Below are 26,367 nucleotides of genomic sequence, written 5' to 3' on the forward strand. Positions count from 1 at the left end.
ACAAGGTAGGTAGGCACGACGATGCAAGCATCGATGAATCTGTCGAAACTGGATCCGCGCGCGGCGAAGGCGACAAGCGTCCTCGCCGAGGCCGAGACCCCCGGTAACGCGGAGCCCCGGGCCCTGAACATCACGGCGGCGAGCTCGAATCCGAAGATGTTCACCCTGCCGTGGCACAAGCCGCTCGCCACCTGGCCGGAGGACCTGCTCGCCAACCTGCCGCGCGGCATCTCCCGCCACGTGGTGCGTTTCGTGCACGTCGGCGACGAGGTGTACGCGATGAAGGAGATCACGCGCCAGATGGCCGAGCGCGAGTACGAGATCCTGCGTCGTCTGCAGAAGCTCGAGCTGCCGGCCGTGCGCCCGGTCGCCGTGGTGACGGGACGTCACAACAAGGAGGGCGAGCCGCTCGAGGCAATCCTCGTGACGAAGCATCTCAAGTTCTCGCTGCCGTACCGCGCCCTGTTCGCCCGCAACCTGCGCCCGGACACGGCCGAGCGTCTCATCGACGCCCTGGCCGTGCTGCTCGTGCGTCTGCACCTGGCCGGTTTCTACTGGGGCGACGTGTCCCTGTCGAACGTGCTGTTCCTGCGTGACGCCGACGCGTTCTCCGCGTTCCTCGTGGACGCCGAGACCGGCGATCTGCAGGTGAACCTCACCGAGGGCCAGCGCGAATACGACATCGATCTGGCGCGCACGAACATCATCGGCGAACTGATGGATCTGAGCTCCGGCCAGCTGCTGCCCAGCGACGTGGACGAGATCGAGGTCGGCAACCGTCTGGTCGAGCGCTACCACTCGCTGTGGAGCGCGCTGACCGACACCGACAAGTTCGGTCCGGACGAGATGTGGAAGATCGAGAAGCGCGTCAACAAGCTCAACGATCTCGGCTTCGACGTGGACGAGCTGGAGATGAAGACCGACGAGGACGGCAAGCGCGTGCTCGTGCGTCCGCGCGTCGTCGACGCCGGCTATGCGAACCGCAAGCTGCTGCGTCTCACCGGCCTCGACGTGCAGGAGAACCAGGCCCGCCGCCTGCTCAACGACCTCGATGCCTACCGTGCCTCCACGTGGCGCGAGGGCGAGGATCTGGAGATCGTCGCCACCGACTGGATGCGCGAGGTGTTCGAGCCGACCGTGCGTTCGATTCCGCGCGAATACCGTTCGCAGATCGAGCCGGCCCAGTTCTTCCACGAGGTGCTCACCCACCGTTGGTTCCTCGCCGAGAAGGCGGGCCACGACGTGCCGATGAGCGAGGCGGTGACCAGCTACATCAAGAACGTCCTGCCCGACCAGATGCTCGACAAGAAGGACATCGACACCCTTCTCGAAGAGGCCGATTCCGGCGTCGTCGACGACGAGTACACCTACAACGACCCCGACGACGGCTACAACCCCGACTTCGACCCCGACGCGGCGGTATGGGCTCATTAGAATCCGCTCCCGCTGGCGGGAGCTGTCGAGCGCAGCGAGACTGAGGGTGGTCGCGGGGCGACACGCGGTAGACAATGCCCGTCGGCATGTTTATGCCGGCGGGAGAAAACGTGTGGAATAATGGGGCCACATGCGTCGGCGGCAGTCGCGTCGGCGCCCATAACCGCGCAGCATGCGGGCCGCCGGAGAGACAACCGGCGTCTGTGTGTTGACTACTCCGCGGCTATACCAAGGAGACCATCATGGTTGATCGCACGAAGGATCAATCCGCCGCGTCCGCAACGATCGAGGGCGCGCCCACCCGGCAGGGGTTGCCGAACGACGCCGATCCGAGCCTGACCGATGCGCTCGACGTCGCCAAAGTGCTCGACGTCGATCCGAACGTCGGCCTGAGCTCGGCCGAGGCCGCACGCCGATTGGAGCGGTTCGGGCCGAACGAGCTGGCGGGAGCACCGCCCGTGCCGAAATGGAAGAAGTTCCTCGCCCAGTTCAAAGATCCGCTTGTCTACCTGCTGCTCGCCGCCACCGTCATCTCCGTGATCGCGTGGTTCATCGAGAAGGCGAACGCCGTGCCCGGGGCGGAAGGCGGCGAGGCGCTGCCGTTCGACGCGATCGTCATCGTGCTCATCCTCATCGTCAACGCCGTGCTCGGCTACATCCAGGAGGCGAAGGCGGAGGCCGCGGTCGAAGCGCTCGCCGGCATGACGGCCCCCACCACATCCGTGTTGCGCGACGGCAAAGTCGTGCGCATCAACACCGTCGACGTCGTCCCCGGCGACATCATCGTGCTCGCGGAAGGCGACTCGGTCTCCGCGGACGGCCGCCTCATCACCGCGGCGAGCCTGCGCATCGCCGAAGCGTCGCTCACCGGCGAATCCGTGCCCGTCGGCAAGAAGCCGGACACGCTGCGTGAGGCCAAGGCGCTCGGCGACCGGACGAACATGATCTTCAACGGCACGTCCGTCACGCAGGGTACCGGCCGCGCCGTCGTCACCGGCACCGGCATGGCCACACAGGTCGGCAAGATCGCCGGCATGCTCTCCGCCACCGAGGACGAGCAGACCCCGTTGCAGAAGGAGATGGACTACGTCTCCAAGATCCTCGGCATCGCTGTGGTCATCATCGCCGTGGTCGTGCTCGCCGCGCTCGCGTTCCTCGAAGGCTTCAACGACATCCACGACGTCATCGACTCGCTGCTGCTCGCCGTGTCGCTCGCCGTGGCCGCCGTGCCGGAAGGCCTCGCCGCGATTCTCACCGTCGTGCTCGCGCTCGGCGTGCAGCGCATGGCCGCGCACAACGCGATTGTGAAGAAGCTCCATTCCGTCGAGACGCTGGGATCCGCGTCCGTGATCTGCTCGGACAAGACCGGCACGTTGACGCGCAACGAGATGACCGTCGAACGCATCGTCACGCCCAGCGGCGAAGTGCATCTCACCGGCACCGGCTATACGCCGGAAGGCAAGATGACGGCCGCCGACGGTTCGCCGCTCTCCGGCGACCTGTCGCTCAAGGCGGAGGCGCTCGCCACGCTCGCCGCCGGCACAATCGCGAACGACGGCGACCTGCGTGAGGAGAACGGACGATGGGAGGTCGTCGGCGACCCGACTGAGGTGTCGCTCATCGTGGCCGCGCGCAAGACCGGCGCGATGAAGGGGTACGGCCAGTTCACGCGCGTCGCCGAAGTGCCGTTCACGTCCGAGCGCAAACGCATGTCCGTGATCGCGAAGGACGCGACGGAGGGCGGCAAGCTCACCGTGTTCGCGAAGGGCGCGCCCGACGTGCTGCTCTCGTACTGCTCGCGCATCGCGGTCGGCGGGCATGTGCGCCCGCTGACGGAAGGCGACCGCCAGACGATTCTCGCGACCGTCGAACGGCTCTCCGGCGAGGCGTACCGCACGCTCGGCGAGGCGTACCGTCCGCTCGGCACCGCGAACCTGTCCGAAGTGGACGGCGTGCGCGCGAACGCGGCCGGACAGGTCGCGGATATCGCCGACCAGTCGGACGCGATCGAGACCGACCTCATCTGGAACGGCATGGTCGGCATCATCGACCCGCCGCGCACCGAAGTGCGCGACTCGGTGGCCGAGGCGCATCGTGCCGGCATCCGCGCCGTCATGATCACCGGCGACCATCCACTGACCGCCGCACGCATCGCCTCCGACCTGGGCATCATCGAGAAGGGCGGCAGGGCGCTCACCGGAGACCAGCTCGACGCGCTTGGCAACGACCAGACCGCGTTCGACAAGGCCACGTCCGAAGTGTCCGTGTACGCGCGCGTCGCGCCCGAACACAAGCTGAAGATCGTCGAATCGCTGCAACGGCAGGGCAACATCGTCGCGATGACCGGCGACGGCGTCAACGACGCCCCGGCCGTCAAGACCGCGGACATCGGCGTCGCGATGGGCATCACCGGCACCGAGGTCACCAAGCAGAGCGCGAAGATGATCCTCGCCGACGACAACTTCTCCACCATCGTGGCCGCCGTGCGCGAAGGCCGCGTGATCTTCGACAACATCCGCAAGTTCCTGCGCTACCTGCTGAGCTCTAACGTGGGCGAGGTGTTCACCGTGTTCTTCGGCGTCGTGCTCGCCGGATTCCTCGGCATCACGCAGCCCGAATCCACCGGCGTGACCGTGCCGCTGCTCGCCACGCAGCTGCTGTGGATCAACCTGCTCACCGACGCGGCGCCCGCGCTCGCGATGGGCGTCGACCCGCAGACCGAGGACGTGATGAACCGCAGGCCGAGGCGCATCACCGACCGTGTGATCGATGCCTCGATGTGGGGCGACATCATCTTCATCGGCATCATCATGGCGGCTGTCACGCTGATCGGCATGGACATGCACCTGGCCGGCGGCCTGTTCACCGACCGTTCGGTGGATGCGCTCGGCCACGAGGCGCAGATGACCGAGGCGCGCACGATGGGCTTCACGATCCTCGTGTTCGCGCAGCTGTTCAACGCGCTCGCCTCGCGCTCCCACCTGCAGAGCGTGTTCGTCGGGCTGTTTTCGAACAAGTGGCTGTGGGGCGCGATCGGTCTGTCCGTCGTGCTGCAGCTCGTCGTGATCTACGTGCCGTTCCTCAACACCGCGTTCGGCACCACGCCGCTGAGCCCGCTGGCCTGGCTCGAATGCATCGGCCTCGCCGCCTTCGTCCTCATCGCCTCCGAACTGCGCAAGTGCGTATTGCGTGCGATGGCGAAGCGCTGAGCGGCGGATACTACGATTGACCCCCTCAGTCGCGCGAAGCGCGACTGAGGGGGTCGTTGCTTGGGCTATCCGGCGATCAGTTGTGCGAGCCGCCGACCGTGGCACCGGAATCGCCGGAGCTGTTGCCGGTTCCCGAATCGGAGCCGGAATCGCTGCCCGAGTCGCTGCCGGAACCGGAACCCGAACCGGAATCGTTCTGGCTCTGCTGATTCTGCTGGCTCTGCTGTTGTTGCTGTTGCTGCTGTTGGGCCTGCTGCTGCGCCTGGGCGTCGGCCTGCTGCTTGGCGGACATCGACGCGTTCACGTCGGACATCGCCTTCTCCAGCTGTGACTTCGCGTTGTTCACGTCGGATTCGGACGGGTTCGACTGTCCGGCCACGTTGTTCGCGTTGTTGATGGCGTTCTGCAACGCGGTGCGCGTGCTCTCGTCGGCCACTTGGCCGGCGGAGTTGTTGAGCAGGCTCTGCGCGGTGGAGACCGAGCTGTTGAGATCGGACTTCAACGTGTTCGAGGTCTGCGAGCCCTTGCTGTCGCTCACGGCCTTCTCGGCGTCGTCGATCTTCGACTCCATCTCCTTCGCCTGCTTGCGCGTGTCCTTGAACTTCTGCGTGTTCGACTTCAGATCGTCCTTGGACATGTCCGCGGAGCAGGAGGCGTCCGTTTTGACGTTCTGCGCGTCGGTGATCGTCTGGTTGAGCGTGGTGAGCGTGTTCGCGTCCGCCACCTGGCTGCCGGTCGTGGACGAGACGGTCTGCTGCGCCGCGGTCACCTTGGACTGGAGGGTCTTCAGTTCGTCATTGGCCTTGTCCTGCGCGCTCGTGCACGCGGCGTACAGGATCTTGCCGCTGTTCGCGCGGTAGAACAGCACGCCGCCGACGATCAGCGCGATCACGGCGATCACGGCCACGACGATGCCGACGATCTTGCCGTTCGACAGTTTCCGTCCCTTGCCGTCCTTCTTCGACGCCTTGCCGTCGTCCTCGTCGTCTTCATCGTCCTCGTCATCGTCCGGGGCGATGGCCGGCGGCATCGCCTCCGGCGAGGACTGCGCCGAACGCGCCTCCTGGCCGGCCTGTTCCATCATCTCCGGAGTGAACACCTGCGTGGCCGCCTCGGTCGGATCGGCCTGCGCGTCGTCCGCGGCCGCCAGCGGATCGGTGCCGGCGAGCGGCTGCGGCTGGCCATACGGCTGCGCCGCGGGGAACGCCATCGTGGCTTGGTCGCCGAACACGTCGGTCTGACCCGCCACCGGCTGAGTCTGAGGCTGTCCGTAGACCTGCGTGGCCTGCGTCTGCGCGAGGTCCGTCTGCGGCTGCAACGGGTTGAACGCCTGCGTCGGCTGGTCGACGGGTTGCGCTTGCGAGCCCGTCGCCGCGGCCATCGGCATCGCCTGCGTCGGCTGTGACGCGGATTGCGGCATGACCGGCTGTGCGAACGCCTGCGTGGGTTGCGCGAAGGCCTGCGTGGCCTGCGTCACTTGCACCGGTTGCGTGGCCTGCGTCGGCTGCATCGTCGGCACGGTCGGCATGGGTTGCTGTGTAATCGGCTGCTGCATCACCGGCTGTTGCGTGATCGGCTGCCCGACGGACTGCGGCATGACCGGCTGCGCGATGGTCTGGGCGGTCGGCTGCACGGGCTGCTGCGCCGGTTGCGGTTGCGCCGGCTGCACCGGCTGAGACGGCAGTGGTTCGTCGAACTCCTTCAGCGGGTCGAACGCCTGCGTGGATTCTCCAATCGAAGTGCCGCTGTCGAAGGTGGGTGCCGCCGGCGAGGAATGACGTCCGTGGCGCGGGACGCTCGCGCCCGCGGTGTCGGCGAATGCCGGCTGGTCGACGGCCTGCGCGAATCCGGGCTGGTCGGCCTGCGCGAATTGGCCCGGCTGTTGAACCGGCTGCGCATACTGGACCGGCTGTGTGGACTGCGGGACTTGCGGGACCTGCGTCGACTGGGGCTGCACGGTTTGCGCGTACTGGCCCGGCTGCACCGGCTGCACGGACTGTGCGAACTGCACAGGCTGCGACGGTTGGACAGGCTGCCCGCCGGGCTGCGCATACTGAGCCGGCTGCTGCATCGGCTGCATGGATTGCTGCACAGGCTGCGTCGGCATCATCGTCGGTTGTTGCGCCATCGGCTGTGACGCGACCGGCTGCTGCGCGACCGGCTGGGCGAACGCCGAGCCCGGCTGCATCCGAGGCGTGGACGGCATCGCCGGCGCGCTCGGCGCAACCGGCTGAGTCGGCTGCTGCTGCGCGCTCTTTTTCTGGAAGTCGAATTGGAATTCACCGCTCGGATCGGTCATCGCGTCTCCTCAATCCCGTATCTGTCTCGCATCGCTGTCTCTCTAATCATTCATAGTAACGACGGCCGTCATCGCCCGTCACATCGCGATCATCCGGTCACGCGCCATCACGACCGGACCGGACGTCGCGCACATCGTCGCGCTCGCGCCGGAACCACCCACGCCGGAACCGCACATTGCGCACGTCCCGCACGTTCCGCACGCATCACGCGCATCGCACGTATCGGATTCACCGCACGTCCCGCACGCGCCGGCATCGGCGCCGCGGGACGTGCGTCCGGACGACTCAGTCGTCGATGTGCGCGCGGTAGAAATGCTCGTAGGAGCGGCTCGGCGTCGGGCCGCGCTGACCCTGATAGTGCGAGCCGACGCCGGCGGAACCATACGGATGCTCGGCGGGGGAGCTCAGCTGGAAGAAGCACATCTGGCCAATCTTCATGCCCGGCCACAGCTTCACCGGCAGCGTCGAGACGTTCGACAGCTCCAACGTGATATGCCCCTCGAAGCCCGGATCGATGAATCCGGCGGTCGAATGGGTGAGGATGCCGAGACGGCCCAGCGAGCTCTTGCCCTCCAATCGCGCGGCGATCGTCGCGTCGAGCTTGACGTACTCCCACGTGGCGCCGAGCGCGAACTCGCCCGGATGCAGAATCCACGGCTCGTCCGGGTCGACGGCGAACTCCTCGGTGAGCGCACCCTGGTTCTCGGACGGGTCGACGTAGGTGTAGGCGTGGTTGTTGAACAGACGGAAGAACCGGTCGAGCCTCACGTCGATCGAGGCCGGCTGGACCATCTCCGGGGTCCACGGGTCGAGCGAGATATGCCCATCGGCCTGCGCGGCCAGAATGTCATGGTCGGACAGCAGCATGAAAGCTCCTCACAGACGAAATAGGACGGATGTGATATCGCCCACAAGCGTAGCGCCCACCCAAAACACGGTCGTGCGGGGGCGTGCGGGGTACTCGCGGGGTCTTGCGGAATCCGCGGCCCCGATTCTCAGCAACCTCACAGGGAAACACATCGGGAAACCCAGAAACGCATGGTTATCTATGAACTGTCAACGAAAGCTGACATGGAGCGCAAGCCCCGACAACTGAACCTTTCTTCTTCTCTCTCCTTTCTCTGGCCCCGGTGGTTCCCTCCACCGGGGTTTTCCTTTGCCTCGGGCGGGGCCGTGACGGACATCCCCCGCGGCGAACGCCGCCCTCGGCAGGCACCATCTACGGCAAACACCATCCGTGACGAACACCATCCCGGAGGATGACGCATCGGCGAACCGCCGCGCGGTAGACTGGGCGAAGCGGGCGATGGACGCCCGGCGACAAGGTGGTACAGGCAGTCGGCACGAAGGGGAACATCATGCAGGACGAGGAATACGACTTCTTCGAGGGGAGGGACGACGGGCCGGACGAATGGCGCGATCGTCCGCGAAAATCCCGACGTCGGGACGCGGCGTCCACGGCGAACGCGACGGCCAACGCCACGGCGAACGCGGCGGCTACGGCGGCCGCCGCATCCCGCGCCCCGCACGAATCCACCTTCCACGCCGGCGATCGCCCCGACAAGACCAGCCGTCGCCTCGCCGTGCTCGCGTTGCTCGCCGGCCTCGTCGCCGTCGCGTTCGGCGGCATCTCCGCCGCGCACGAGATCGCGCCCGCCTACCTCGATCCGGACGGCAAGGTGCCGGGCCGCTTCATCGCCGGCGCGTGCGCCGCGTTCATCGTCGTCACGTTCATCCTCGTCGTCGCCGCCCGCGCGACCATGCCGCGGCGCACCAGCCACCGCGGCGTCGCGTCCGGCGGCATCATCACGTTCGTCCTCGCCGTGCTGCTGCTCGCGCTCGACGTGGTCGTCGGCGTGTTGTTCCCGCTCGGCCTGATCCGTCCCGCCGTGCGCGACGATGCGCCGAGCGGCAGCGCCGACGGCATGAAGTTCGGCATCGAGCGCGTCCTCGGCGCCTGCACGTCCGGCTGGAACGATATCGACGTGGGCGGCTATCCGGGCGTCGACAGCGCGTCGGTCTGCGCCGCGACGCGCGTCGCGTACATCACGTTCGACTCCGACACCGTCGCGGGCATGTACAAGGGCGCCGTGACGTCGAAGATCACCGAACTGCTCGACGAGCACGCCGATGACGCGCGCGCGAAGGGCGACTGGCGCACGCTCGCCGCCGGACGATGGATCGCGTTCGGCAGCAAAGAGAACATGACCGCGCTCCAGAGCGAATGGGGTGGTACGCTCGCCACCGTGGAGACGTCAGGCAGCGAGGCGAAATCATCATGACCATCGATTTGAACATCGCACGGTATTCGCGCGGCGGGGGAGCGACGCATCCCACACACCCGCTGTTCCTGTGCCTGCACGGATGGGGATCGAACGAGGCGGAACTCGCCGACCTGATGCGCCAGATCGCGCCGTACAACGATTTCGCGAGCCTGCGCGGGCCGATCCGTCTCGCCGCCGGCGACGCGTATTCGCCCGGCGCGTTCGCCTGGTTCGGCGAGCAGGTGCCGTTCGGCGAGGATCTCGACCGGGCCGCCTACGAGATGGCCGTGTCGATCGACCGGTGGGTGACGAATAACCTGCCGAACGAGCGTGAGGTCGTGCCGCTCGGATTCGCGCAGGGCGGCCTGCTCGCGATCCACCTGCTACGCGTCAATCCGAAACGATACCGGGCCGTCATCTCTCTGTCCGGGTACATCGCACCGGGGCTCGTGCCCGGCACCGCGCCCGCCGACGGGCTCATCGAACGCTACAACATCCCCGTGTTCTACACATACGGCAAGAACGACGAGGTCGTGCCGAAATACGAGCTGTTCGCCGCGCAGGCGTGGCTCAACGAGCGCACGTGGCTCACCACGAAGAGCTACCGCGCGCTCGACCACAACGTGAGTCTCGAAGAGCTCGCCGACCTGCGCGAATGGCTCCTCGGCCACGACATCACCTCCGGCGTGCTGTGACTCCTTGTTTCCTTGCGCTCGGCACCCCCTCAGTCGCGCTTCGCGCGCCAGCTCCCCCTGAAAGGGGGCGCGGGGACAATCTGCGTCCCCTTTCAGGGGGAGCTGGCCGGCCGTAGGCCGGACTGAGGGGGTTGAGGCGCGAACCCCGTACAACAAGTGGAAACCGGCCGCCGCGGCCGGCCCGGCCGTGCCTAGAGTGGCGGTATGAACGCAGCAACCGATACCAGCATCAGCACGCGCATCGCCACCGCCGCCATCGACGAGAACCATCTGGACGAATCCCCGCGCGGGCTCGCCGTCATGGCCGTGGTGGGCGTGCTGGTCGGCGTCCTGTCGGGCCTGTTCGGCATCGGCGGCGGCACCGTCATCGTGCCGGCGCTCGTGTGGCTGGGACTTACGCAGCGCCATGCGGCCGCCACGTCGATGATGGCGATCGTGCCCACCGCCGTCTCCGGCGTCGCCTCCTACGCGTTCGAGGGCGACGTGGATTGGATCGCCGCGCTCATCGTGTTCTGCGGCATGTTCGTCGGCGGCCAGATCGGCTCGTGGCTGCTGTCCAAACTCCCCGAAATCGTGCTCCGGTGGGCGTTCGTCGTGTTCCTCCTGTTCGTGATGGTCAATCAGGCCATGTCGAATCCGTCGCGTGACTCGCGCATCGTGATGAGCGTCGGCACGGTGATCGGCCTCATCGCGTTCGGCGTGATCGCGGGCGTTCTCGCCGGCCTGCTCGGCATCGGCGGCGGCGCGATCTGCGTGCCCGCGTTGTCGATCCTGTTCGGCGCGAGCGATCTGATCGCGCGTGGCACGTCGCTGCTCGCCATGTTCCCGAACGCGATCACCACGTCCATCGCGAACGTGCGCCGCCGCATGGTGCACGTGAAGGCGGCGGTGATCATCGGCGTCGTCGCCGCGATCACCGCGCCGCTCGGCACGTGGATGGCGGCGGCCGTCACGCCGCGCGCCGGCGCGATCATGTTCACCGTGTATCTGGGCGTCCTGCTCGTGCGTTCCGTGTTCGTCGCGATGAAGGCGATGAAGACGACGAAGACGACGCGTTCGCGCTGAACGTGCGCACCGGGAGTTCGCGGTGAACGCGGCGGGCGTTCGCGCTGGGCCATACCCTGCGAAACGATTTCCTTACCCGTTTTCTATACTCTTGACAGCGAGAGAAGGCGGGAGGATTCGGAACACCCATGGACGTACTCGAACTGATTTTGTGCATCATCGCGGCGGTCGTGTCGTCCTCGTTCCTGAGCCGGTTCATTCCCAAGGTCTCGACGCCGCTCGTGCAGATCGTGCTCGGCGCGGCGATGACCCTCCTGCCGTTCTTCCCCAGCGTTGAACTCAACCCTGAAGTGTTCATGGTGCTGTTCATCGCGCCACTGCTGTACCTGGAGGCGCATGAGATCGACAAGTCGGCGCTGCTCAAGACGCTGAAGCTCAGCCTGTCGCTCGCCATCGGCCTCGCCATCGCGACGATGGCGGCCGTCGGATTCACGTTGAGCGCGATCTGGCCCGCGATGCCGCTGGCCGCCGCGCTTGCGCTCGGCGCCGCGCTCGGACCCACCGATGCGGTCGCCGTCAGCTCGCTCGGCAAGGAGGCGTCGCTTACCTTGCGTCAGCGCGGCGTGCTCAAAGGCGAATCGTTGTTCAACGACGCATCCGGCATCGTCGGCTTCCAGTTCGCGATCGCCGCGGCCGTGACCGGCGAATTCGCGGTCGGCGAGGCCGCCGGCGACTTCGTCGTCTCGTTCATCGGCGGCGCGCTGTTCGGCATGGTCGTCGGCATGATCGTCAACTGGCTGTTCGAGACGGTGCGCTCGCTCGGCTGGGAGACCACGACCACGCGCATCCTCATGGAACTGTTCCTGCCGTTCCTGCTCTATCTCGGCGCGGAGGAGGTGCACGTCTCCGGCATCCTGTCGGTCGTGGCCGCCGGACTGCTCGTCCGCTTCGATCGCACCGGCATCGGCCCGAATGTGGCGCGCACGAACATCGTCGCCTCCAGCGTGTGGGGTGTGCTGTCGTTCACGCTGAACGGTGCCGTGTTCATCCTGCTCGGCATGCTGCTGCCCGGCGCGATGACCGCCAGCTGGTCCGACCCGTGGGTGAGCAACAAGCTGCTCATCGGCGTGATTCTTCTCGTCACCGGCGTGGTCATCGCGTTGCGGTTCGTGTGGGTGTCGGCCATGCTGCGCCTCGCGCACGACGTGACCACCGGCAAACGCCGCAGGATGACGCCGGAACGTTGGCGTTCCGCCGCGGTGATGACGTTCGGCGGCGCGAAGGGCACGATCACGCTGTCCCTGATGTTCACGATCCCGTATTACCTGTCCGGTGGCACGCCGTTCCCGATGCGCGACGAGCTCATCTTCATCGCGTCCGGCGTGATCGTGCTGACGCTGCTGCTCGCCAACTTCCTGCTGCCGCTGCTCGCCCCCAACCGCAACAAGGACACGGGCACCGAGCTCAACGAGATCACCATCGAGGTGCTGCGGCGCACTGTCGAGGAGCTCACCAGCCGCATCACGCCCGACAACCGCCGCGCCGTGCTCATGGTCATCGACTCGTACACGAAGCGCATCAGCCGACTGAAGCACCGCCTCGGCAAGCTCGACCCGCAGGGATACGGGCGGCTGCAGATCGAGGCGCTCAACTGGGAGAAACAGTTCGTGCGCGACCGTCTCGCCGCGATCAAGGCCCATCCGGACCCGGACAAGGCCGTGCAGGAGCTTAACGTGGAGGCGTGCGAACGCATGCTCGACCAGATCATGAACACGCTGCGCCACACGACCGCCGGCCCGGAGAGCGGGCGTCTCGGCTGGCAGCTGAGCGGCCGTCTGCGCGGATGGCAGCATCGCACCACGATCCTCGTCAAGCGCACGATCAACAAGATCCGCCGCACCACGCCGCTGGTGAGCGAGGACCAGATCTTCGCGCACATGCGCACGCTGCAGGTCGACGCCATCGAACACGTGATCGGCAAGCTCGGCGAGGAGATGAGCCGCGACCGGTACAACACGGAGTTCTGCTCCGCGCTGATCCTCGACTACCGCCGCGCCGAAGCCTCGCTCAAGTCCCGTCCGAACATGGAGGGCAGCGCGGCCGCGTTCGGCCAGGTCGACGAGATCAAGAAGCAGAGCTACGCAATCGAGCTCGGCATCGTGCAGGACATGCTCGAAGCCGGCGACATCTCCCGCCCCCAGGCCCGAGAACTCCGCCGCAACGTCTATGTCATGCAGGTCGATGCCGATTCCGGCATCTGACCTCTTCCCTGCGCCCCCTTCAGGGGGAGCTGTCCGCGTAGCGGACTGAGGGGGTCGGCCCCGGTCATCGATAGAATGCGTCCATGCGATACGACGAGGAGATGGGCGGGGCGCTCGCGCTGGCCCGGCGCGCGGCGGCCGCCGGCGACGTGCCGGTCGGCGCGCTGGTGATTGACACGGCCACAGGCGCGATCATCGGCCGTGGGTACAACACCCGCGAGGCCGACGGCGACCCGCTTGCGCACGCCGAGATCATCGCGATGCGCGAGGCGGCCACGACCCGCGGCGACTGGAATCTCGCCGACTGCACGCTCGTCGTCACGTTGGAGCCGTGCCCGATGTGCGCGGGCGCGTGCCTCCAGACCCGCATCGGAACCATCGTGTTCGGCGCGTGGGATGCGAAGCTCGGCGCGTGCGGCTCGGTCTGGGACATTCCCCGCGACCCGCACGTCGGCCATGAACCGGAGGTCCACGGCGGCGTGCGCGAAGCCGAATGCGCCGCCCTCCTCGCCGACTTCTTCGCCGCCAAGCGCTGATTCCGCAATTTCTTTCCAGCGGCAAGGAACACTCTGGGGGATGGCAAGGAAAGACGATTGGCCTACCATCGAGAATCGGAACCACAGACCCCAAGGAGCAGCAATGACGCGTATCGAACGATTCACGGGAACCAGTGCCGACGGCACCCCGATCACCCTCATCTACGCCGAACAATCCGGCCGCGTGCAGTTCGGCATCGCGCACGAATCCGCCACACGCCCGGACTCCGCCGTCGCGTTCGCACTCGCCTTCCCCGGCGACGAACTGCCGCGCTTCGTGCATTGGGGCAAGCCGATCGCCGCACCCGAAACGCTCGTCTCCCAGGTCGACGCCCTCAAGCCGCAGCGCGTGTCCGGCGCGCTCGACGAGACCATGTGGCCGTCAATCCTGCCCACGCAAAGCGAATCGTGGATCGGCCAGAAGCGCCTCGAAATCCGCCGCGGCGGCATCGAACTGTTCCCGAAGTTCACCGTCACCGACATCGCGGCGACGCTTGACGCCCGCCCCGCGCTCGACGTGGCGCAGGCCGTCGACGCCCCCGAATCCACGCCGGCCGAAGCTCGCGTAAACGCGCCGATCGTGACCGTCGAGACCCCGGTCGTCACCGTCACCGCCGAAGACGCCGCGCTGGGCGTGCGTCTCGTCTGGACCGTCGAACTGCTGCACGGCGGTCTCGTCCGCCAACGCGCCACCATCACCGATACGACCGATGCGGCAAGCGACGCGCTCGAGATCGGCAAGGTCGAACTCGGCTTCCCGCTGCCCGCCGTCGCCACCGAAATCCTCACCACCACCGGACATCATCTGCGCGAACGCAGCCCGCAGCGCCAACCGCTCACCGTCGGCCGGTTCGAGAAGGTCTCGCTGGCCGGACGCCCCGACTTCGACGCGAGTCTCCTGCTCGCCGCCGGCGTGCCCGGCTTCGGTTTCGAGCACGGCGAGGTCTACGCCGTGCACGTCGGCTGGAGCGGCAACAGCGTGCTCGCCGCCGAACGCCAGCCGTACACGGATGGCGTGATCGGCGGCGGCGAAGTCCTGTTCGGCGGCGAAATCACGTTGCATGGCGACGCCGCGACGGACGCGTACACGACGCCGTGGGTGTACGGCGCGACCGGCGACGGTCTCAACCAGGCCGCCGCGCGCTTCCACACCTACCTGCGCGACCTGCACCCCGAACTCGCGTCCAAACCGCGCCCCGTCATCCTCAACACATGGGAGGCCGTCTACTTCCGGCACGATTACGACACGCTGACCGCGCTCGCCGACAAGGCCGCCGAAACCGGCGTCGAACGATTCGTCGTCGACGACGGCTGGTTCGGCTCCCGCCGCGACGACACGTCCGGACTCGGCGACTGGCAGATCTCGTCCGATGTGTGGCCCGACGGGCCGAAGAGCCTCAAGGCGCTCGCCGACTACGTGCATGGCTTGGGTATGGAGTTCGGCCTGTGGTTCGAGCCGGAGATGGTCAACCCCGATTCTGACGTCTACCGCGCGCACCCGGATTGGGTGCTCAGCCCCACGAAGGATCGTCTGCCGATGCAGGGCCGCTCCCAGCAGGTGCTCGACCTCACCAACCCGGAGGCCTACGCGTACATCTACGGGTGCATGGACAGGCTTGTCGGGGAGCTCGGCATCGACTACATCAAGTGGGACCACAACAAGCTCGTCACCGAGGCCGTCTCGCCGCGTACCGGCCGTCCGGCCGTGCATGCGCAGACGCTCGCCGTCTACCGCATCTTCCGCGACCTCAAAGCCGCGCATCCGGGCCTCGAGATCGAAAGCTGCTCGTCCGGCGGCGGTCGCGTCGACCTCGGCATTCTCGAACTTGCGAGCCGTATCTGGGTGTCCGACTGCGTCGACCCGGTCGAACGCGCCGACATCCAACGCTACACGTCGCTGCTCGTGCCGCCGTGCATGATGGGCGAGCATGTGGGTGCGAGCCCCGCGCACTCCACGCAGCGCGCCACCAGTCAGGAACTGCGCATGGCGATGGCGTTCTACGGTCACATGGGCATCGAATGGAACCTGCTCAAGGAACCGGACGCCGACGTGGCCAAGCTCGCCGCATGGGTCGCCGAGTTCAAGAGGCACCGCGCCTGGTTTGCCGTGGATGCGTGCGTCCACACGGACACCCCCGACCCGGCCGTGCGCGTCGACGGCATGGTCAAGCCGGACCGGACCGCCGCGTTCTACCGGTTCACGCAGCTCACCACCTCGGTCACCTATCCGGCCTCGCCGGTGCGTCTGCCCGGTCTCGACCCGGACGCCGTCTACCGCGTGCAGCCGCTGCACCTCGATCTCGATCTCGCGGCGCTCGGCATCGGCAACGGCCAGTCCCCGCTCGGCTGGTGGACGCCCGACGGCGTCCTCATGACCGGCCGCGCGCTCGCCACCTACGGCCTGCGTCCGCCGAGCCTTCACCCGGCTCAGTCGGTCCTGTTCACCGCCGTGCGGCAGTAGGAACCACCCTCCGTCGCTTCGCGACACCTCCCGCCAGCGGGAGGGGGATGGGGCACGGCGCATGGGTTGTGCCCCCGCCGGCATGGTCTGCGCCCTGCCGGCATGGGTTGTGCCCCCGCCGGCGGGGGCTCCCGGCGTAGCCGGGTGGGGGTGGTCGCCCGGCTGCCACCACCCGATCAGCCGATGTACCGCACGATCGCTCGGGAGGCGGCGGCCTTCGCCCACAGCTGCCAGTCATGGTCGACGACGGTGAACTCGACCTGCGCCGCCTGACTGTGCCGGTAGCGGCGGATTCCGTCGCGCACCGCGTCGATGCCGATGGTCGCGAGGAACGCGGATTCCCCGGCGACCATCACCTTCGACGGCATCGCGATGTTCGCGATCGTCGCGATCAGCGACCCCAGTCGGAAGCACGTGCGGTCCGTCAGTCGCGACGCGAGCGGCATCCCGGCGCGTGCGTCCGCCGCGAAATCCTCGAATGTGCACGGATGCCCGATCATCTGCGCGTACTGTTCCGCGATCGCGTCGTCGGTCAGGCATTGCGCGCACCCGATGTGCCCGGACGTGCAGCGCGGCCCCTCCGGGTCGATGAGCACGTGGCCGAGCAGGCCGTAGCTTTTATCCGGATACGTGACCGGCTCGCCGCGCACCGCGAGCGAATAGCCGACGCCCACGCCGATCGTGAGCACGGCGAACGCCTCCAATCCCACGCCCGGACCGAACCAGCTCGCGTCGACGAGCAGCGCATCGATGTCGTTGTACACGGTGCACGGCAGTCCCGTCGCCTCCTCCAGCATCGCGGCGAGCGGCACGTCGTGATCCCAGCGCAGGAATGGCGCGAACGTGACGTCGCGTTCGTCGCGCACGTGGCCGCCGACCGCCACGCCCACCGCCGTCGGCGTGGGCAGTGGCGTTCCGGCCACGTCGTCGCGGCACTCGCGTACGAGCGTCGCGAGTGCCGCCGTCACCTGCTGCGGCGAGCGTCCGGGGAACGCGCGTTCGTGACGTGACGATACGACTTCGCCGTGCGCGTTGACGACGGCCGCGATCGCCGACGCGCCTTGCGCCTTGATGCCGATGAACGTGCGTGCGTCCGCGCGCAGACGCAATGCGGTCTGCGGACGGCCGCGTCGCGTCGCGCCTTCCTTCGTTTTCGGCGTGAATCCCTGCGGCAGCGGTCCAGTGGTGACGGCGTCGCCGGGAATCTCCTCGATGACTCCCGCGTAGATCAGATCGCTGGTGATGCGCGACATGGCTCCTTGCGACAATCCCAGCATCTGCGCGAGCGTGGTGCGCGCGATCGGCCCGTATTTCGCGATGGCGCGCGCCACCCGATGCATGTATTCGGATCCTTCGAACCATCGGGGGAAGTCCTGTGCGTCCGTGTGTGTGCTCGTATGCGCGTTCGTATGCGCGTTCGCATGAGCGTTCGCATGTTCGGCATCCTGCGATTGCATGGTTCTTCCCGTTCCGTCGACCATGACACCATCCTTCCGGGAGATTCGCCGGATACCTTCCGACATGGGCCGTGCGCGCCGGCGCGTGCCAGGCGCGGACCGGTCCGAATTCCATTCCTAGGATACATAAATCGAGTGGGTTTAGTTTCCAGCGGCGATGGACTCGCTCGCGCTTGGAATGAAAAACCTCGAACCGTATCGTTGGGGGCATGCCCGGCGGCATTGAAGCCGCAGGAGTCAGAGAACAGTTAAGGAGTCTACGAATGAAGTGCGATTCCCCCAATCCGAATGTGGAATCGATGCGTTCGTCGCGTCTGCCGCGTCCACTGCGCATGGTGGCCACTCGTCTTGCCGCGGCCATCTGCGCGATCGCGGTCGGCGTCGGACTGGCCGGTTGTGGTGCGAACACCGCCGGCACCATCACGCTTGATTTCTTCCAATTCAAGTCCGAGGCGGCCGACTGGTTCAAGCAGGCCGCGACGGAGTTCGAACAGGAAAATCCGACCATCAAGATCAACATCAACAACTCCGCCAATGCGCAGACCGACCTGCGCACCAGGTTCGTGAAGAACCGTGTGCCCGATGTCATCACGTTCAACGGCGACATCAGCTTCGGCAACTTCGCCGCATCCGGCGTCTTCTATGACTTCACCGACGAGCCGATCGTCGAGAGGCTCAACCCCGGCATGGTGAACATCGCGAAGAACCTCGTGCAGACCACCGACCAGTCGAAGAAGCGCCTGTATGGTCTGCCGTTCGCCGGCAACGCTTCCGGCTACATCTACAACAAGGCGATTTGGCGCAAGGCCGGTATCGATCCGGAGAATCCGCCGACCACGTGGAGCGAGTTCACCGCGATGCTGCAGAAGTTCCGCGAGCAGGGCATCAACCCGGTCGAGGCCACCGTCGCCGACGCGTGGACCACGCAGGCGCCGCTCGCCTCCCTCGCCGGCACGCTCGTGCGTGAAAGCGAGTACACGGACCTCAAGCAGGGGACGACGAACTTCCAGAAGATGTGGAAGGAGACGGTGACCAAGGAGGTGGAGCTCTTCAAGTACGCCGACGGCGACAAGGGCATCACCTATCAGCAGGGTACACAGAACTTCGCCAAGGGCTCCGCGGCGATCATCCCGCTCGGCACCTACGCGATTCCGCAGATTCTCATGATCAACAAGAATGCCGACTTGGGATTCGCGCAGATGCCCGCCACCGATGATGCTGACGAGCAGATCCTCACCGCCGGCGACGACGTGATGATCACGATGGGCGCCACCACCAAGCACAAGGCCGAGGCGATGAAGTTCATCGAATTCCTGATGAGTGAGAAGACGCTCAACGACTACGCCGACGCGAATTCCGCCATCACCCCGCTCAAGAAGACGCACTTCGGCAACAAGGCCCTTGAAACCGTGCGCCCGTTCTTCGAGAAGAACAAGGTCGCCGACTTCTGCGACCACTACATCCCGTCCTCGATCAACATCGGCGGCTACCTGCAGACGATGGTGACCAGCGGCAACACGAACCGCTTCCTGAACCAGATGCAGACCGAATGGGACAAGGTCCAGGCCAGGACCTTCACGAACTGAAAGGAAGGAGAGGGATCATGACAACCGCAACGAAACCCGCCACCGCCTCACAGGCGAAGCCCGCGAGGAAGCGCTCCGCGTTCTCCGACCGCAAGGTCGACCGCGCCTTCTACTGGATGGCCGTGCCCGCCGCGATCATCTTCGCGATCTTCCTGTACGTGCCGTTCCTGCAGGGCGTGATGTACTCGTTCACCAACTCGCAGGGCTACGGCGACTACGACTTCATCGGCATCAAGAACTACATCGCCCTGTTCCAGGACAACCGCGTGGGCCACGCCTACCTGTTCACGTTCCTCATCGCCGTGGCGATCACCATCCTCATCAACGTCATCGCGATGTTCATCGCGGTCGCGCTGAACGGCAAGATCGCGTTCAAGAACGGCTTCCGCGCGATCTTCTTCGTGCCCTACACCCTGTCCGTGCTGGTCATCGGCTACGTGTTCAAGTACATCTTCATGAACCCGCTGCCGGCGCTCGGCAAGGCGCTCGGCATCGGCTGGCTGTCCGAGTCGCTGATCACCAGCGAGCAGTACTCGTGGGTGCCGATCGTCTTCCTCGCCGTGTGGCAGGGCGTCGCCTACTCCGTGCTACTCTACCTCGCCGGTCTGCAGACGATCGACGACGAGATCTACGAGGCCGCCGCGCTCGACGGCGTCAACGCCTGGCAGAAGTTCTGGAAGATCACCTTCCCGCTGATCGGACCGTTCTTCACCATCAACCTCGTCCTGTCCATGAAGAACGCGCTCGGCACGTTCGACCAGGTGGTCGCCCTGACCGACGGCGGTCCGAACTCCGCCACCGAGACCGTGACCTATCTCATCTGGAAGGGCGGCCTGACCGGTGGCGAGTACGCGTACCAGACCGCTAACGCCGTGCTCTTCTTCATCGTCCTCGCGATCATCGCGTTCATCCAGCTCAAGTTCTTCGGCAGCAAGGAAAAGGTGTGAGTGTCATGAGTGCCGCAGTGTCTGAATCCGCCGTCAAGTCGGGTGCCCAGTCGGGTGCCCAGTCCGAGAAGTTCCGCAAGGACCACAACATCAACTGGTGGCTCACGGCCGCCGTCGCGGTCCTGTCCCTGACGATCTTGATCCCGCTCTACTTCACGATCGTCACCGCGCTGAAGACCCCCGCCGAGGCCGGCACGTTCTCGCTGCCGACCACGTGGGAGTGGCACAATTTCGCCGACGCGTCCGCCAAGGTCAACTATCCGAAGGCCGCGCTCAACTCGGCGATCATCACCGTCGCCGCCGTCGTGCTGACCCTTCTGACCAACACGTTCGTCGCGTATGCGGTGGCCCGCAACATGGACAAGCGGTTCTTCCGCTTCCTGTACTACTTCTTCATCGCGGCCATGTTCGTGCCGTTCCCGGTCGTCATGCTGCCGATCGCCAAGCAGATGGGTTCGTGGCATCTCGACAATCAGGTCGGCCTGATCCTGCTGTACATGGTGCTGGGTCTTGGCACGAACCTGTTCATCGCGACGGGCTTCATCCGGTCGATTCCGGTTTCGCTTGAGGAAGCCGCGCGCATCGACGGTGCCGGCACGTGGCGCATCTTCTGGAAGATCATCTTCCCGCTGATGAGCCCGATCAACGCCACGATCGCCATCACCACCGCGCTGTGGGCGTGGAACGACTTCCTTCTGCCGCTCATCGTCCTGACCGACCAGTCCAACCAGACGATCCCGCTGGCTCAGTACGTCTTCAGCTCCCAGTTCGCCACCAACTATCCGATGGCCTTCTCCAGCTACCTGATGGCCATGGCTCCGATCATCATCGTCTACATCTTCGCCCAGAAGTGGGTAATCGGTGGCGTGATGCGTGGAGCGGTCAAGTAGCGGAGAACCCGCAATCGAAGGGTGTCGGGAGTGGACGACGCCTCAGACCACGATGACCTCTCGCCGACTTCTTCGGCGAGAGGTCATCGTCGTATGAAACGCCCCTTCGCTATTTCTTTCCGCCGCGCCCGGAAGACTTTCCGATGGGAATGAAAATCGTGGAATCCTATCCTGTTCGGTAGGAACGCAACCTACCAAGGAGTCGACGATGACCGCTTTCAACCGTGAGAACCTACCCGACGCCATCCGCACGAACGGCGCCACCCCGAACCCGTGGTGGACGAACGCCGTGGTCTACCAGATCTACCCGCGCTCGTTCCAGGACACGAACGGCGACGGCTTCGGCGATCTCAAGGGCATCACCTCGCGCCTCGACTATCTCGCCGACCTCGGCGTCGACGTGCTGTGGCTCTCCCCGGTCTACAAGTCCCCGCAGGACGACAACGGCTACGACATCTCCGACTATCGCGACATCGACCCGCTGTTCGGCACGCTCGACGACATGGACGAGCTGCTCGCCGAAGCGCACAAGCGCGGTCTCAAGATCGTGATGGACCTCGTCGTCAACCACACCTCCGACGAGCACGCGTGGTTCGAAGCCTCGAAGGACAAGGACGACCCACACGCCGACTGGTACTGGTGGCGTCCCGCGCGTCCGGGCTTCGAGCCCGGCACGCCCGGCGCCGAACCGAACCAGTGGGGCTCCTACTTCGGCGGCTCCGCATGGGAGTACTGCCCGGAACGCGGCGAATACTACCTGCACCAGTTCTCGAAGAAACAGCCCGACCTCAACTGGGAGAACCCGGCTGTGCGTCGCGCCGTGTACGACATGATGAACTGGTGGCTCGATCGCGGCATCGACGGTTTCCGCATGGACGTCATCACCCTGATCTCCAAGCGCACCGACGCGGCCGGACGTCTCCCCGGCGAAGCCGGCTCCGAACTCGAGGACCTGCCGGTCGGCGAGGAAGGCTACTCGAACCCGAACCCGTTCTGCGCGGACGGCCCGCGGCAGGACGAGTTCCTCGCCGAAATGCGCCGCGAGGTGTTCGAAGGGCGCGACGGCTTCATGACCGTCGGCGAGGCGCCGGGCATCACCCCGGAACGCAACGAGCACATCACCAACCCGGCGAACAAGGAACTCGACATGCTCTTCCTCTTCGACCACATGGGCGAAGGCGAAGGGCGCTCCAAGTGGGAGCTCGTCCCGTTCCGCACCCCGTGGCTGCGCGGCGTGCTGGCGAACCAGCAGGCCGCCGTCAGGAACGCCGGCTGGGCCAGCTTGTTCTTCTGCAACCACGACCAGCCGCGCATCGTGTCCCGTTGGGGCGACGACACCAGCGAGGAGGCACGCGTGCGTTCCGCCAAGGCCTTCGGTCTGCTCCTGCACATGCACCGCGGCACCCCGTACGTCTACCAGGGCGAAGAGCTCGGCATGACCAACGCGCACTTCACGTCGCTCGACCAGTACCGGGACCTCGAATCGATCAACGCGTTCCGTCAGCGCGTCGAAGAGGCGAAGATTCAATCCGCCGAATCGATGATGGTGTCGCTGGAACTCATCAGCCGCGACAACGCCCGCACTCCTATGCAGTGGGATGCGTCCAAGTACGCCGGCTTCACCGCGCCCGACGCCCCGACCGAGCCGTGGATCGGCGTCAATCCGAACCATGTCGGCATCAACGCGGCCGCCGAATTCGACGACCCCGACTCCGTGTATGCGTTCTACAAGCGGCTCATTGCGTTGCGGCACGACGATCCGGTCGTCGCGGCTGGCGACTGGACGCTGATCGACGCGGACGACCCGAACGTCTACGCGTTCACGCGTTCGCTCGAAAGCGCACCGGGAGTGGCTGGCGGCACGTTGCTCGTCGCCGTCAACCTGTCCGGCCGCACCGTCGATTTGTCGGCCGAAGCGTATGCCCTGGTCGAAAACGGCGTCACCGAACACGACATCGTGATCAGTACCTATGGCGCGTCCCACGCCGTCGTCTCGCTCGCCAACCGCGAGCTCGACCCGTGGGAAGGCATCGTCGTGAGGCTCTGACGGTTCTTTGACGGTTCTTTGACGGTTCGCCGTCGATTCCTCGTCGATTCGCTAGGCGGGCACACGGCCATGCTCCGGCCGTGTGCCCGCCTACAATACGCACTATGGAACAGAAAGACGTCCTCAAAGCATTGCAGCGTGACCATGCGGCCGAACTCAAGAAGGCCGCCGAGCGGTTGAAGGGGACCGCGCGCCACACCGAAATCATCCCGTCTCCCGCGCTGAGCGAGATGACCGGACACGAGATTCTGCTCAAGCCGGAGAACCTGCAGGTCACCGGCTCGTTCAAGATCCGCGGCGCGTACAACAAGATCGCCTCCCTCAGCGACGAGGAGCTGGCGCGCGGCATCGTCACCGCATCCGCCGGCAACCATGCGCAGGGCGTCGCCTACGCGGCGCGCGAACGCGGCGCCAAGGCGACGATCTGCATGCCGACCATCACCCCGCCGCTCAAGGTGGACGCCACCAAGGCGTATGGCGCCGACGTGGTCCTCTACGGCGACGTCTTCGACGAGGCCGCCGCGCACGCCGCCGAACTGAGCGAGAAAGAAGGCATGATCTACGTGCCGCCGTTCGACGACTACGAGGTCATCTGCGGCCAAGGCACCATCGGTCTGGAGATCCTCGAGGACGTGCCGAACGTGACCGACGTGGTCGTGCCGCTCGGCGGCGGCGGACTCGGCGCGGGCGTCGCGCTCGCCATCAAGACGTTCAAGCCGGAGGTGCGCGTGATCGGCGCTATTCCGGAGGGTTCCCTCGCGTGGAAGAACTCGTTCGCCGCGGGCCGCGTCACCGAGGCGGACCAGGTCGTCACCTCCGCCGAGGGCGTCGCCGTGAAGCACCCGGGCGACCTGCCGTACGCGTTGCTCAACGAGTTCCTCGACGATCTCGTCACCGTCACCGAGCGCGACATCAACGAGATGATCCTGCTCATGCTCGAGAAGCACAAGCTGGTCGTTGAGGCGGCCGGCGCGGTGTCGCTCGCCGCGCTCGAACATCTCAACCTGCGTTCGCGCAAGTTCGCCGCGGCCCCCGGCCCGCATGTGGTCGTGCCGATCATGTCCGGCGGCAACATCGACACCGTGACGATGGGCGCGGTCATCCAGAAGGGCATGATTGCCCGCGGCCGCATCATGAACTTCGAGGTGGAGCTGCCGGATACGCCGGGCCAGCTCGTCAAGGTCGCCTCGCTGCTCGCCCGCGAACGCGCCAACGTGATCGCCCTCGACCACGACCAGTTCAAGGCGTCCGGCCACTACACGAACGCGGTGTCGCTCGGCGTGACCGTCGAGACCAACGGCCCCGACCACATCGACCGCATCCTCGCCGCACTCAGGGCCGAAGGCTTCCAGCCGAAGCGCATCTACTGAGCGGCGTCAGCTGTTCGCGGCGATCGTCTCGTCGACGAGCTTCGGCAGGGCGACGGCGATGTCGTCGTGGATGAGGTGGTCGGCGACCCGATCGTACTGTGTGCGGCCCATGTTCATGATGGTGATCGGCACACCCGCCTGCGCGGCGACCGGTACGATGCTCGCGGCGGGGAACACCTCCAGCGTCGAGCCGATCACCCACAGCTCGTCGGCCTGCGAGGCGAGTTTGTAGGATTTCTCCATCGCGCCGTCGGGCAGCGCCTCGCCGAAGTAGACGACGTCCGTCTTGATCATGCCGTTGCAGGGCATGTCGCCCTGGTATTTGAGCGTGCGGTGGCAGCGCGGATCGGGTTCCTTGTCGAGGCGCGCCATGATGTCCGCCGTGTTGTACGTCGCGTGGCATTTCATGCAGTGCGAGGTGCCGATGGTGCCGTGCAGGTTCACGATGATGCTCGGGCTGTTGCCGGCCTTCTCGTGCAGCGCGTCGAAGTTCTGCGTGGCGAGCAGGGTGAGCATGCCCGCCTTCTCGAGCTTGACGAGCGCCTTATGCGCGACTCCCGGTTGCGCGTTCCATACGGGTGATTCCTTCTGCCAGCGCCACGAGTATTCGCGTGCCTCCTTGTCGGTGAGGAACGCGTCGATGTCATAGACGCTCATCTGGTCCGGGTGCTTGGTCCACACGCCGTCCGGGCCGCGGAAATCGGGGATGCCGGCGGATGTGGAGATGCCTGCGCCGGTCAGGACTGCGATCTTCTTCGTCATACCTACAGGTATACGCCGGTGGTATGTCCGTTACTCCGTCATTTCCCCCGTGTGTGGTCGTGCTGTTTGATGTTGATGTGCTGTTTGGTGGCGGTGGCGTCGGTATGTGTTGGCGGGCTGTGCGTTTCTCTCCCCTCCCGCTGGCGGGAGGTGGCGCGTAGCGTCGGAGGGTGGTTGGTGGGTTGTGCTGTGGTGGGTGTCGGTTGCTGGTTTGGTGGGTTGTGTTGTGTCGCGTGGTGTTGTGCCGTGGTGGTGTGTGGTTGTTTCCTCCCGCTGGCGGGAGGTGGCGCGTAGCGTCGGTGGGTGGTCTGACGTGGCGGGAGTGGTGTGTGTTGTGTGTGTTCGACACGCCGGTGTTTTGGCTTGTTTTCGGGGGTTTGGGGGTGGTTGTGTGGTGTGTGGTTTGCGTGGTTGTCGGGGTTGGTGTATGTTTGTCTCTTGCTGCCGGTCGGCTTCTGGTTCCTGTTCTTGTGTGGTTCCGGGGTTGGTCGTGTGTGGTGGTTTGAGAACTCAAGAGTGTGTTGTACTACTTACTTCTTTATAGTCAATGATTGCCAGTCCGATTCCCGCTCCGGTTTTTCTTGGAGTCCACGAGGGTGGTTGATGGGGGTCGGGGTTTTTGTGCGAACCGCTTTTCCTTATTAAGTGGTTCCGTCTTTTTTCTTTTTTGAGAGTCGTTTTTCGATGTCTCTTTGCAAAGGTTTTTTGTGGAGGGTTCGATTCTGGCTCAGGATGAACGCTGGCGGCGTGCTTAACACATGCAAGTCGAACGGGATCCTGCCAGCTTGCTGGTGGGTGAGAGTGGCGAACGGGTGAGTAATGCGTGACCGACCTGCCCCGTACTCCGGAATAGCTCCTGGAAACGGGTGGTAATGCCGGATGTTCCAGCATGCTGCATGGTGTGTTGGGAAAGGGTCTTACCGGTACGGGATGGGGTCGCGTCCTATCAGCTTGACGGTGTGGTGATGGCGCACCGTGGCTTCGACGGGTAGCCGGCCTGAGAGGGCGACCGGCCACATTGGGACTGAGATACGGCCCAGACTCCTACGGGAGGCAGCAGTGGGGAATATTGCACAATGGGCGCAAGCCTGATGCAGCGACGCCGCGTGCGGGATGACGGCCTTCGGGTTGTAAACCGCTTTT

The 26,367-nt window shown here is 65.7% G+C and carries 17 protein-coding genes and 1 rRNA gene; 14 read left to right on the forward strand and 4 right to left on the reverse strand.

Going from position 1 to position 26,367, the window contains the following annotated elements; translation table 11 throughout:
- Positions 1-33 precede the first annotated feature (33 nt).
- Both AC1AYN_RS06125 and AC1AYN_RS06130 read left to right on the forward strand, forming a co-directional pair.
- Entirely contained in the window at positions 34-1,434 is a 1,401-nt protein-coding gene (locus AC1AYN_RS06125) for a DUF4032 domain-containing protein (RefSeq protein WP_476532570.1), read from the forward strand.
- A 242-nt stretch (positions 1,435-1,676) separates the two neighbouring features.
- Positions 1,677-4,643, forward strand: a complete 2,967-nt coding sequence (locus AC1AYN_RS06130) for a cation-translocating P-type ATPase (protein ID WP_476532571.1) — start codon at positions 1,677-1,679, stop codon at positions 4,641-4,643.
- A gap of 76 nt (positions 4,644-4,719) precedes the next feature.
- On the opposite strand, the gene AC1AYN_RS06135 is transcribed toward AC1AYN_RS06130, so the two are convergent.
- On the reverse strand, positions 4,720-6,942 hold the full coding sequence (locus AC1AYN_RS06135; RefSeq protein ID WP_476532572.1) for a hypothetical protein: 2,223 nt from the start codon (positions 6,940-6,942) through the stop codon (positions 4,720-4,722).
- A gap of 286 nt (positions 6,943-7,228) precedes the next feature.
- Positions 7,229-7,810: a dCTP deaminase gene (gene dcd / locus AC1AYN_RS06140; RefSeq protein WP_476503247.1), complete on the reverse strand. Its 582-nt coding sequence runs from the start codon at positions 7,808-7,810 to the stop codon at positions 7,229-7,231.
- A 491-nt stretch (positions 7,811-8,301) separates the two neighbouring features.
- Between dcd and AC1AYN_RS06145 the strand changes: the two genes are divergently transcribed.
- From AC1AYN_RS06145 to AC1AYN_RS06170, 6 genes are all read left to right on the forward strand, one after another.
- Positions 8,302-9,225 carry a hypothetical protein gene (locus AC1AYN_RS06145; protein WP_476532573.1) on the forward strand — a complete coding sequence of 308 codons (924 nt, stop codon included), beginning with the start codon at positions 8,302-8,304 and terminating at the stop codon, positions 9,223-9,225.
- Entirely contained in the window at positions 9,222-9,902 is a 681-nt protein-coding gene (locus tag AC1AYN_RS06150) for an alpha/beta hydrolase (protein WP_476503249.1), read from the forward strand. Before AC1AYN_RS06145 ends, AC1AYN_RS06150 begins: the two co-directional genes overlap by 4 nt.
- A gap of 204 nt (positions 9,903-10,106) precedes the next feature.
- On the forward strand, positions 10,107-10,967 hold the full coding sequence (locus tag AC1AYN_RS06155; RefSeq protein WP_476532574.1) for a sulfite exporter TauE/SafE family protein: 861 nt from the start codon (positions 10,107-10,109) through the stop codon (positions 10,965-10,967).
- 128 nt (positions 10,968-11,095) lie between these two features.
- Entirely contained in the window at positions 11,096-13,168 is a 2,073-nt protein-coding gene (locus tag AC1AYN_RS06160) for a Na+/H+ antiporter (protein WP_476532575.1), read from the forward strand.
- Between the two features lie 83 nt (positions 13,169-13,251).
- Complete coding sequence (locus AC1AYN_RS06165) at positions 13,252-13,704, forward strand: nucleoside deaminase (protein ID WP_476532576.1); 453 nt, start codon at positions 13,252-13,254, stop codon at positions 13,702-13,704.
- 103 nt (positions 13,705-13,807) lie between these two features.
- Positions 13,808-16,165 (forward strand): alpha-galactosidase, encoded by a 2,358-nt coding sequence (locus AC1AYN_RS06170; RefSeq protein WP_476532577.1) that lies wholly within the window; start codon positions 13,808-13,810, stop codon positions 16,163-16,165.
- A gap of 176 nt (positions 16,166-16,341) precedes the next feature.
- On the opposite strand, the gene AC1AYN_RS06175 is transcribed toward AC1AYN_RS06170, so the two are convergent.
- Positions 16,342-17,505, reverse strand: a complete 1,164-nt coding sequence (locus tag AC1AYN_RS06175) for an ROK family transcriptional regulator (protein WP_476512154.1) — start codon at positions 17,503-17,505, stop codon at positions 16,342-16,344.
- Positions 17,506-17,885: 380 nt separating this feature from the next.
- Between AC1AYN_RS06175 and AC1AYN_RS06180 the strand changes: the two genes are divergently transcribed.
- The 5 genes from AC1AYN_RS06180 (at position 17,886) to ilvA (ending at position 24,462) form a co-directional block, all read left to right on the forward strand.
- Positions 17,886-19,208: an ABC transporter substrate-binding protein gene (locus tag AC1AYN_RS06180; RefSeq protein ID WP_420796383.1), complete on the forward strand. Its 1,323-nt coding sequence runs from the start codon at positions 17,886-17,888 to the stop codon at positions 19,206-19,208.
- A gap of 17 nt (positions 19,209-19,225) precedes the next feature.
- Positions 19,226-20,155 carry a carbohydrate ABC transporter permease gene (locus tag AC1AYN_RS06185; RefSeq protein WP_034525736.1) on the forward strand — a complete coding sequence of 310 codons (930 nt, stop codon included), beginning with the start codon at positions 19,226-19,228 and terminating at the stop codon, positions 20,153-20,155.
- A 5-nt stretch (positions 20,156-20,160) separates the two neighbouring features.
- Positions 20,161-21,045: a carbohydrate ABC transporter permease gene (locus AC1AYN_RS06190; RefSeq protein ID WP_034525738.1), complete on the forward strand. Its 885-nt coding sequence runs from the start codon at positions 20,161-20,163 to the stop codon at positions 21,043-21,045.
- A 208-nt stretch (positions 21,046-21,253) separates the two neighbouring features.
- Positions 21,254-23,092: a glycoside hydrolase family 13 protein gene (locus AC1AYN_RS06195; RefSeq protein ID WP_476532578.1), complete on the forward strand. Its 1,839-nt coding sequence runs from the start codon at positions 21,254-21,256 to the stop codon at positions 23,090-23,092.
- A gap of 104 nt (positions 23,093-23,196) precedes the next feature.
- Complete coding sequence (gene ilvA, locus AC1AYN_RS06200; RefSeq protein WP_476532579.1) at positions 23,197-24,462, forward strand: threonine ammonia-lyase; 1,266 nt, start codon at positions 23,197-23,199, stop codon at positions 24,460-24,462.
- A 6-nt stretch (positions 24,463-24,468) separates the two neighbouring features.
- Here the strand turns inward: ilvA and AC1AYN_RS06205 are convergent, their stop codons facing one another.
- Positions 24,469-25,224: a Sir2 family NAD-dependent protein deacetylase gene (locus AC1AYN_RS06205; protein WP_476532580.1), complete on the reverse strand. Its 756-nt coding sequence runs from the start codon at positions 25,222-25,224 to the stop codon at positions 24,469-24,471.
- A gap of 704 nt (positions 25,225-25,928) precedes the next feature.
- Between AC1AYN_RS06205 and AC1AYN_RS06210 the strand changes: the two genes are divergently transcribed.
- A 16S ribosomal RNA gene (locus tag AC1AYN_RS06210) occupies positions 25,929-26,367 on the forward strand; the annotation flags it as partial.

Source organism: Bifidobacterium sp. LH_413, from assembly GCF_056357015.1.

Excerpts from the sequence above, each read along its gene's own strand:
- AC1AYN_RS06175 (WP_476512154.1), bottom strand. The coding sequence starts at position 17,505 with ATGCATCGGGTGGCGCGCGCCATCGCGAAATACGGGCCGATCGCGCGC.
- dcd (WP_476503247.1), bottom strand. The coding sequence starts at position 7,810 with ATGCTGCTGTCCGACCATGACATTCTGGCCGCGCAGGCCGATGGGCAT.
- AC1AYN_RS06130 (WP_476532571.1), top strand. The coding sequence starts at position 1,677 with ATGGTTGATCGCACGAAGGATCAATCCGCCGCGTCCGCAACGATCGAG.
- AC1AYN_RS06165 (WP_476532576.1), top strand. The coding sequence starts at position 13,252 with ATGCGATACGACGAGGAGATGGGCGGGGCGCTCGCGCTGGCCCGGCGC.
- AC1AYN_RS06190 (WP_034525738.1), top strand. The coding sequence starts at position 20,161 with ATGAGTGCCGCAGTGTCTGAATCCGCCGTCAAGTCGGGTGCCCAGTCG.
- AC1AYN_RS06160 (WP_476532575.1), top strand. The coding sequence starts at position 11,096 with ATGGACGTACTCGAACTGATTTTGTGCATCATCGCGGCGGTCGTGTCG.
- AC1AYN_RS06155 (WP_476532574.1), top strand. The coding sequence starts at position 10,107 with ATGAACGCAGCAACCGATACCAGCATCAGCACGCGCATCGCCACCGCC.
- AC1AYN_RS06185 (WP_034525736.1), top strand. The coding sequence starts at position 19,226 with ATGACAACCGCAACGAAACCCGCCACCGCCTCACAGGCGAAGCCCGCG.
- AC1AYN_RS06170 (WP_476532577.1), top strand. The coding sequence starts at position 13,808 with ATGACGCGTATCGAACGATTCACGGGAACCAGTGCCGACGGCACCCCG.
- ilvA (WP_476532579.1), top strand. The coding sequence starts at position 23,197 with ATGGAACAGAAAGACGTCCTCAAAGCATTGCAGCGTGACCATGCGGCC.
- AC1AYN_RS06180 (WP_420796383.1), top strand. The coding sequence starts at position 17,886 with ATGAAGTGCGATTCCCCCAATCCGAATGTGGAATCGATGCGTTCGTCG.
- AC1AYN_RS06135 (WP_476532572.1), bottom strand. The coding sequence starts at position 6,942 with ATGACCGATCCGAGCGGTGAATTCCAATTCGACTTCCAGAAAAAGAGC.
- AC1AYN_RS06145 (WP_476532573.1), top strand. The coding sequence starts at position 8,302 with ATGCAGGACGAGGAATACGACTTCTTCGAGGGGAGGGACGACGGGCCG.
- AC1AYN_RS06125 (WP_476532570.1), top strand. The coding sequence starts at position 34 with ATGAATCTGTCGAAACTGGATCCGCGCGCGGCGAAGGCGACAAGCGTC.
- AC1AYN_RS06205 (WP_476532580.1), bottom strand. The coding sequence starts at position 25,224 with ATGACGAAGAAGATCGCAGTCCTGACCGGCGCAGGCATCTCCACATCC.
- AC1AYN_RS06195 (WP_476532578.1), top strand. The coding sequence starts at position 21,254 with ATGACCGCTTTCAACCGTGAGAACCTACCCGACGCCATCCGCACGAAC.
- AC1AYN_RS06150 (WP_476503249.1), top strand. The coding sequence starts at position 9,222 with ATGACCATCGATTTGAACATCGCACGGTATTCGCGCGGCGGGGGAGCG.